This window comes from Massilia sp. UBA6681 (assembly GCF_002454935.1).
Taxonomy (GTDB): domain Bacteria; phylum Pseudomonadota; class Gammaproteobacteria; order Burkholderiales; family Burkholderiaceae_D; genus Telluria; species Telluria varians.
Genome location: NZ_DKJX01000094.1, coordinates 23,980 through 31,523, shown reverse-complemented (window position 1 = coordinate 31,523; position 7,544 = coordinate 23,980). Strand labels below are relative to the sequence as shown.

Annotated in this window: 4 protein-coding genes; 1 reads left to right on the top strand and 3 read right to left on the bottom strand. The window is 69.0% G+C overall.

Features of this window, described 5'->3' with window-relative positions; all coding sequences use genetic code 11:
* Both B2R83_RS16730 and B2R83_RS16725 read right to left on the bottom strand, forming a co-directional pair.
* A partial coding sequence (locus B2R83_RS16730) for a hybrid sensor histidine kinase/response regulator (RefSeq protein ID WP_292043664.1) occupies nucleotides 1-2,049 on the bottom strand: 2,049 nt, incomplete at its 3' end.
* Nucleotides 2,050-2,106: 57 nt separating this feature from the next.
* The gene (locus tag B2R83_RS16725; protein ID WP_292043659.1) at nucleotides 2,107-4,371 is read right to left on the bottom strand and encodes a TonB-dependent receptor; all 2,265 of its coding nucleotides are present in this window, start codon (nucleotides 4,369-4,371) and stop codon (nucleotides 2,107-2,109) included.
* 316 nt (nucleotides 4,372-4,687) lie between these two features.
* On the opposite strand from B2R83_RS16725, the gene B2R83_RS16720 reads away from it, so the two are divergent.
* Nucleotides 4,688-6,496 carry a family 43 glycosylhydrolase gene (locus tag B2R83_RS16720; RefSeq protein WP_292043656.1) on the top strand — a complete coding sequence of 603 codons (1,809 nt, stop codon included), beginning with the start codon at nucleotides 4,688-4,690 and terminating at the stop codon, nucleotides 6,494-6,496.
* On the opposite strand, the gene B2R83_RS16715 is transcribed toward B2R83_RS16720, so the two are convergent.
* A complete protein-coding gene (locus tag B2R83_RS16715) occupies nucleotides 6,419-7,420 on the bottom strand; it encodes a DMT family transporter (RefSeq protein ID WP_292043654.1) in 1,002 nt (333 codons plus the stop codon). The two genes, B2R83_RS16720 and B2R83_RS16715, sit on opposite strands and share 78 nt — an antisense overlap.
* Between the last annotated feature and the right edge of the window lie 124 nt (nucleotides 7,421-7,544).

Below are 7,544 nucleotides of genomic sequence, written 5' to 3'. Positions count from 1 at the left end.
CAGGGCGGCATGGCGCGCGGCCACGGCGCCCTGGCCTTCGGCGAGGCCGAGCGGCGCCGTGAAGGCGAAGCGGCTGCCGGCGCCAGGCGTGCTGGCGGCGGCGATGCGGCCGCCCATCAGCTCGACCAGCTGGCGCGAGATCGACAGGCCCAGGCCGCTGCCGCCGTACTTGCGGGTGGTCGAACTGTCGGCCTGGGTGAAGGACTGGAACAGGCGCCCGATCTGCTCCGGGCTCATGCCGATGCCGGTGTCGGTCACCGAGAATTCGAGCGTCACGCTGCCGTCGTGGCGCTCCAGCAGTTCGACCGCCACGACGATTTCGCCGCGCTCGGTGAACTTGACGGCGTTGCCGGCAAGGTTGACCAGCACCTGTCCCAGGCGCAGCGGGTCGCCCACCAGCTGCTGCGGCACCCCGGCGCCGATCCGGAATATCAGTTCCACGCCCTTGGCGTCGCTCTTGACGCTGATGACGCTCGCCAGGTGCTCGAGCATCTCGTTCAGGTCGAAGGGCAGCTTCTCGATCGCCAGCTTGCCGGCTTCCATCCTGGCGTGGTCGAGGATATCGTTGATCAAACCCAACAGGTGCTCGCCGGCGCCCAGGATCCTGGACAGGTAGTTGCGCAGTCTGGGCGGCGCCTCGCCCATCAGGGCCAGGCGGCTCATGCCGATGATGGCGTTCATCGGGGTGCGGATCTCATGGCTCATGTTGGCCAGGAACTCCGATTTCATGCGCGCTTCCGCTTCGGCGCGCAGCATGGCCTGCCGGGTCGCCTTGCTGCGCAGGCTGATCATGCGCATGAACATCAGCATGTCGATGGTGACGCCCAGCTGCAGCGAGTGCAGGGTCCAGAAGTTGGCCGGCAGGACGCCCGCCGCCAGCTGGGCCTGCACCACGGCGCCGCCGGCGCTGAAGAGCCAGCTGAACAGGAAGTAGAATCCGATCTCGTCGCCGGCGCGCATGCGGCGCCAGGCGCCGGGCAGGCCGAGGAACATCGGCGCGGCGCCGACCGTCATGGTGAACACGATCAGGATGCGGTGGTCGAGCAAGCCCAGGCACCACAGCAGGCCGGCCAGGATGCACAATGCGGCGCCGCCCTTCATGATGCGGCTGAAGCGCCGGTCCATGCCCGGGCGCGCCAGGATCTGTTCGACGAACAGGTAGGCGCCGGCCGAGGCGATCTGCGACGACAGCCCCATCACGTGCTTGCTGAACCACTCATGGCCGCGCCACAGGAATTGCTCGCCCAGGCCGAACCAGACCAGGCCATACAGGGTCAGGCCGCCCACGTACATCGCGTATTTGCCATACAGCGGCTCGCGCAGGGCGAACCATTGACCGAGGCTGTAGGCGATCAGGCAGAGGGCGATGCCGAGCAGCAGGCCCTGCAGCATCTGCTCGCCCAGCGCGGCGCGCTGGTAGGCGTCCGGCTGCATGATACTGATCGGAGCCACGCGCGGCCCTCTGGCGAACACCCGCACCAGCAGCGTGTAGTCGGCGCCCGGCTCGAGCCTGAGGGCGACGGCAGGGACCCGGCCCTTGAGTGCGCCATCCTCGGCCAGGCGGCGTCCGCTGCTGGCGAGCTTGCGCAGGCGGCCGCCGTCTTCCAGGTAGAACTCGACTTGGTCGAGGATGCCGAAGTCGATCTGCACCACCCAGTCGTGCGGCGCGCCAGCTTCTACCCGCAAGGGGATACGCACCCAGTGCGGATCCTGGATCAGCGCGAGGACGCCGCGCGCGGTGTCCGGTCGGGCGTAACGGCCGGTGGCGGCGAGCGCCGCGGCGGCGTCGAGCTTGCCGCCCTCGTCGACCAGCACCGTGGTGGCGGACCAGGTATCGATGCTGCGCGTGTGCGGCCCGAGCACCAGCGCTTCGCTCCCCGCTGCGTGGACACCCTGGGCGAACAGCACCAGCACCAGGGCCGGCAGCGCCGGGATGGCGAGCAGCATGAGGCCGCGCCATGCCGCGACGGCGGCGCCGAGCAGGACGGCCGCTCCGGCCATGCCGGCGCGCAGCGGGGAGGACGTCGGGTGCACAGCGTTGCGCTTCATTCAGGCTCCAGCGAGTGGTTCACGAAAATAAAGGCCGGACGGGTGTCCGGCCTTTCCTCAGAAACGCAGGTCGAGACGCAGGTCGGCGGTGCGCGGCGCGGTCGGGGTGGTCATGCCGAAGCTGTCGATGATCGACGGCCGCACCTTGTTCTCGATATTGCGCACGCGCGCCAGGATGCTCCAGCTGCTGCCCGCCGGCGCCCACGCCAGCGTGGCGTCGGTGCTGGTATGCGACGGCACGCGGTAGGTCAGGAGCTGGCTCGGGACCGCCAGCACGTACTCGCCGCTGGCGCGTGCGAACAGGCCGCCGGTGAGCTGGCCGCCGGCCAGTGGGAAGCGCTGCTGGTAGCCGAGCGTGAACACATGGCTCGGCGCCCGGTCCAGCTTGTGCCCGGCCCAGGACACGGTCGGTGTCGCCATGTAGCTGACGTAACGGGCGTCGAGCAGGGTCAGGCCGTACTGGAGGCGGCCGCCGCTGCCGACGCGCAGCTCGCCATCGAGCTCGATGCCGCGGCTGCGCGCGGCGCCGGCGTTGCGGGTCAGCAGGCGCGGGGCGCCGGCGACGATCGCATTGCCGGTGAGCTGCAGGTTGGTGTAGTCGTAGTGGAAGGCGCTGGCATTGACCGTCAGGCGGCCGCCGAGCAGGCGCGACTTCAGCCCGGCTTCCCAGGCACGCAGTTCTTCCGGCTGGTAGTACAGGAACTCGGGCGTGACCGCGGCGGCTGCCGGGCAGGGGATGCCGAGGGCGGAGGTGCCGGCCACGCAGCCGTCGTTGAAGGCCCCGGCCTTGTAGCCGGTTGCCAGGCTCAGGTAGGCCAGGGTGGATGGGGCGAGGTCGAATTCCGCGCCCAGGCGCCAGGTGGTGCGCGCGGTCGACAGGTCGGCGGCGTTCAGCAGGCGGCGGTCGGTGGCCGGATTGAAGCTTGGGCCCTGCTGGAAGTCGGTCGAACCGACACGCCACTTGTGGTCGAGGGTGCGGCGCGCGCCGGCGCTCAGGCGCAGGCTCTCGCCGGCGCGCCAGGTGACTTGCCCGAACACCGCGCGGCTGGCGGCCTCGGTCACCAGCGGGAAGGCGTAATACGGCGGCAGGCCGACCGGGCGCAGGCCCTGGAAGGCGTAGCGGGTGTCGGATTCTTCGCTGAAGTAATACAGGCCGCCCTGGGCGCTGAGCGGACCGCTGCCCCTGGTGGCCAGGCGCAGCTCGTGCGAATCCTGGGTGTTGGCTCCATCGTAGCTGTTGATCACGCCGAGCGCGATGGCCGGGGAGATCCGGTAATAATAGTTGTTCACCATCTGCTGGTCGAGTTCGCGGCGCGAACCGAGGTAGTAGAGGGTGGCCGGGCCCAGGTTCCAGCTCAGGTCGGCCAGCAGGCCGCGCGCGCGGCGGTCCTGCATGCCCTGCACCGGGGCGATGTTCGCCGGGCGAAAGCCCATGCTCAGGCGTTCGTCGGTAGAAGTGTCGCGCCAGCTTGGGGCGCCGGCGGCGACACCGGTGTAGAAATTGGTGTCCGGGACGAAGCGGTCGTTGTTGTTGGTGGCTTCGCTATGGTCATAACGCAGCAGCAGGGCGGCGTCGCGGCCGAGCGCCAGCCTGGCGCTCAGGCGCGCATCGCGGTCGTCGCGGTCCATGCCGGGCTTGAAGCGCGTGCCCTGGCCGTTGCGCAGGAAGGGGTCCTGCTTGCGGGTGCTGACGGCGGCGCGCAGGGCCAGGCCATCGTTCACCGGAACGTTGATCACGCCTTCGAGCTTGCGGTTGCCGTAGCTGCCCGCCTCGAGAGCGACGCGGCCTTCCAGCTGGGCGGTCGGTGCGTTCGAGATCACGTTCACCAAGCCGGCCGTGGTGTTGCGGCCATACAGCGTGCCCTGCGGTCCGCGCAGCACTTCGATGCGGTCGACGTCGAGGAAATTGGCGGCCTGGCCGGCAGGGCGCGCGATGTACACGCCGTCCTGCATGAAGGCGGCCGACGGGTCGCCCTTGTCGGTGGTGTCGTTGTTGCTGATGCCGCGGATGGTCACGCGCAGGCCCGAGAAGGCCTGGTCGACGTGCACGTTCGGCAGGCGCGCGCCCAGCGATGCCGGATTGTCGGCGCCGAGTTCGCGCAGCTGCTCACCCTGGAGCACGCTCATGGCGACCGGGGTGCGCGAGGCGGTGGAGACGGTGCGCTGCGCCGTGACCACGACCTCCGGGACGGCGTTGTTCTGTTCCTGGATGGCTGGCGCTTCCTGCGCCTGGACGGCGTGGGCACAGCCCAGACCCCAGGCAATACCCGATACTGCGACGGCCAGCAACTTCTGTGCCGGACGGACCTGCTTTACTGTCATGAAGGACTTCCCCTAGGTTTTTCTAGTTGGCGGATCATGCCGCCTTGCATCCCTATTGTTCTATTATGGCAATTTATTTTGCACTGAGGGATGCAGCTCCGGAAGTCTAGCAGGGAGTGACCACGGGCAATAGTCCTACAAAACGTAATTGAACGAAAATAGCAGGCTGTTACAACGTTCGTGGGTCGGGCATGGCAAAGTGGACAACGCCGGGCCCGGCCCCGGCTTCACGCGTGCGCCACAGGACGCTTGTTTTGGCTTAATTTTCGGTCAACAACATTAGCGCCGTCCGCGCGGCGTATGACGAGGAGACTGCATGACACGCTTCCTTCCAGGATGGGCAGGGGCACTATTGCTGGCCGCTGCCGGCGCGGCCGCCCAGCCGGCCACGCAATCGGCCACCTACACCAACCCCTTGCCGCTGCGCCTGGCCGACGGCAGCCTGGCCGAAAGCTGCGCCGACCCGTCCCTGCTGCGCGACCGCACCTCCTCCCCGACAGTGTGGTACATGTACTGCACCATGGACCCGGTCAGCCGCAAGGAGCGCGAGGGCAGCGGCTGGAAGTTCCGGATGATGCCGGTCTACCGCTCGGTGGACCTGGTCAACTGGTATTTCGTGCGCGATTCCTTCGACCAGCGCCCGCCTGGCCTGGCCGGGCCGAAGTCCGGCCTGTGGGCGCCGGAGCCGGTTTACCAGAACGGCAGCTATTACCTGTACTTCACCGTCACCGACGTGGCCGACCGCCACAGTCCGGAAAAGGGCTGCGAGTCGGACAGCGGGATCGCGGTCGCCACCAGCGCTTCGCCGGCCGGGCCCTGGCGCCCCGCCGAGCGCCTGGTGGTGCCCCCGCGCCGCGCCGGCGCCGGCTGCAACTTCCACTGGACCTTCGACCCCGACGTGGTCGAGGACGACCAGGGCGACCGCTTCCTGTACTACGGCAGCTATGGCGGCGGGCTGTTCGTGCAGCGCCTCTCGAAGGACGGCCTGCGGGTCGAGGGCGACCCGGTGCGGATCGGCGCCGCCAACCGCTACGAGGGCGCCGAGGTGGTCAAGGCCGGCAAGTACTGGTACCTGTTCGCCTCGAGCACCGACTGCTGCCGCGGCCCCTTGACCGGCTATGCCCTCTTTGTCGGCCGCGCCACCAGTCCCGAGGGGCCTTTCCTCGACCGCGAAGGAAACGACATGGCAGCCGCGCGCGTGGGCGGCACGCCGGTGCTTGTCCAGAACGGCAACCGCTGGGTGGGCGCCGGCCACAATACCGTGTTCCAGGACGCGGCCGGCCAGTGGTGGACCTTTTACCATGCGGTCGACCGCAACCAGGGCTATTTCAGCGTCGAGGACAAGCTGACCCGCCGTCCGCTGCTGCTCGACCGGATCGACTGGGTGGACGGCTGGCCGCTGATCAACCACGGCGCGGGCCCGTCGGACACGCCGCAGCGCGCGCCAAGCATCGTGGCCGGACAGGCCACGGCAGCGCCGCCCGTGCCGGCCGTATCGCCCACGCCGGCGGCGATGCCGCTATGGACGGAGCGCTTCGACGGGGCGCGGCTCGATGCGCGCTGGAACTGGATCCGCCCGCAAGCCGCCGGCAGCTGGTCCACCGGCCAGCCGGGCCTGCGCATGGCCACCCAGCAGACCGACCTGCACGTGGACACCAACACCGCCGCGGTACTGGCCACGGCGCTGCCCGAGGGCGACCTTCGCATCGTGGCGCGCATCCGGCTCGATGCGCCGCTCGATTGCTGCGCCAAGCCGGTACAGGGCGGGCTGGTCGTGATGCGCGACGACGACAACTACGTCAAGCTGGTGGAGCTGGCCCACGACGGGCTGCGCCAGGTGGAATTCGGCAAGGAACTGGCGCCGGTGGAGCGCGGCTATCCGCGCTACGGCAACACGGTGGCGGGCACGCCGGGCGAATGGACCTGGCTGCGCATCGACATCCGGCGCGCGGGGAAGGAAGAACGCTACACCGCCTGGTCGATGGCAGAAGGCGGGAACTGGGTCGGCGGCAGCACCTGGACCCACCGCCTGGGCAGCAAGCGCCGGCTAGGTCTGGTGGCGATGGGCGGCGCCGGCCATGCCGTCACTTTCGGCGAAGTCCGGGTCGAGCGCCTCCCGCCCTGACGCGCCCCGCTTGCCGGCATGGGCGTGCACCGACCAGGTCACGCCCGCGACGAGCAGCACGATCGCCGCCAGCTCCTGGGCGCGCGGGCCCTGGGCGCGGTACAGGAAGCCGTAGAGCAGGGCGAACAGGGTCTCGAACAGGATCAACTGGCCGGACAGGGTGACCGGCACGCGGCGGCTCGCCACGTTCCACAGCTGGTTGCCGATCACCGAGGCGCCCAGCGCCAGCAGGGCATTGCAGGTCCAGAACAGCTGCCAGTCGCGTGCGGGCGTGGCCGGAACCGGCTCGGAAAACAGCCAGCTGGCGGCGCCGATGAGGAGGGCGATCACGCCGGTGGACAGTCCGTACAGCGCCGACCACTGGGCGCTGGAGAATTGCGGATTGCGCTTCAGGTAGCGCGCGTTGTCGAGGGCGTACCAGCTCCAGCACAGGAGGGCGCCGGCGGCGCAGGCCACGCCCAGCGCGATCTCGCCCGCGGACGCCGCCGGGCCGGCATGCAGGAAGCTGTCGACATTGATGCAGGCGATGCCCGCGGCCACCAGCAGCAGCGGCAGCGCGAGGCGCCGAAGCGGCAGGGCGCCATGGTCCTTGCGGCCCAGCAGCGTCACCACCACCGGCACCATGCCGATGATGAGCGAGGTCGGGGCAAGGCCGGCGTACTTCACGCCAGCCGCGAGCAGCATGTAGTACACGATGTTCCCGGCCAGCGCATGCCGCACCAGCGCCGCATAGTCGGCGGGGACGAGGGTGGCGAACAGGGACTTCAGGCGCGGCAGCAGCAGGGCGAAGGCCATCGCGCCATAGGCGAGGTAGCGGCCGACCGCCAGCTCCAGCGGCGAGAAGGCGCCCAGCATCTCCGGCACGATGAACACCAGGCCCCACATCGCCCCGGCCAGCAGGCCGCACAACACTCCGATCCACATACCCGACCCACAAGCAAAGCAAGGATTCTACACCCTCGGGTCTGATGCCTACAGGACAGCCCTTGTTAATAATTATTTGCTAGTATTAATGATAAAAACAGTGGCACCCCAACGAGAACGACCC

Coding starts and splice junctions, on each gene's coding strand:
- B2R83_RS16725 (WP_292043659.1), bottom strand. CDS start 4,371: ATGACAGTAAAGCAGGTCCGTCCGGCACAGAAGTTGCTGGCCGTCGCA.
- B2R83_RS16720 (WP_292043656.1), top strand. CDS start 4,688: ATGACACGCTTCCTTCCAGGATGGGCAGGGGCACTATTGCTGGCCGCT.
- B2R83_RS16715 (WP_292043654.1), bottom strand. CDS start 7,420: ATGTGGATCGGAGTGTTGTGCGGCCTGCTGGCCGGGGCGATGTGGGGC.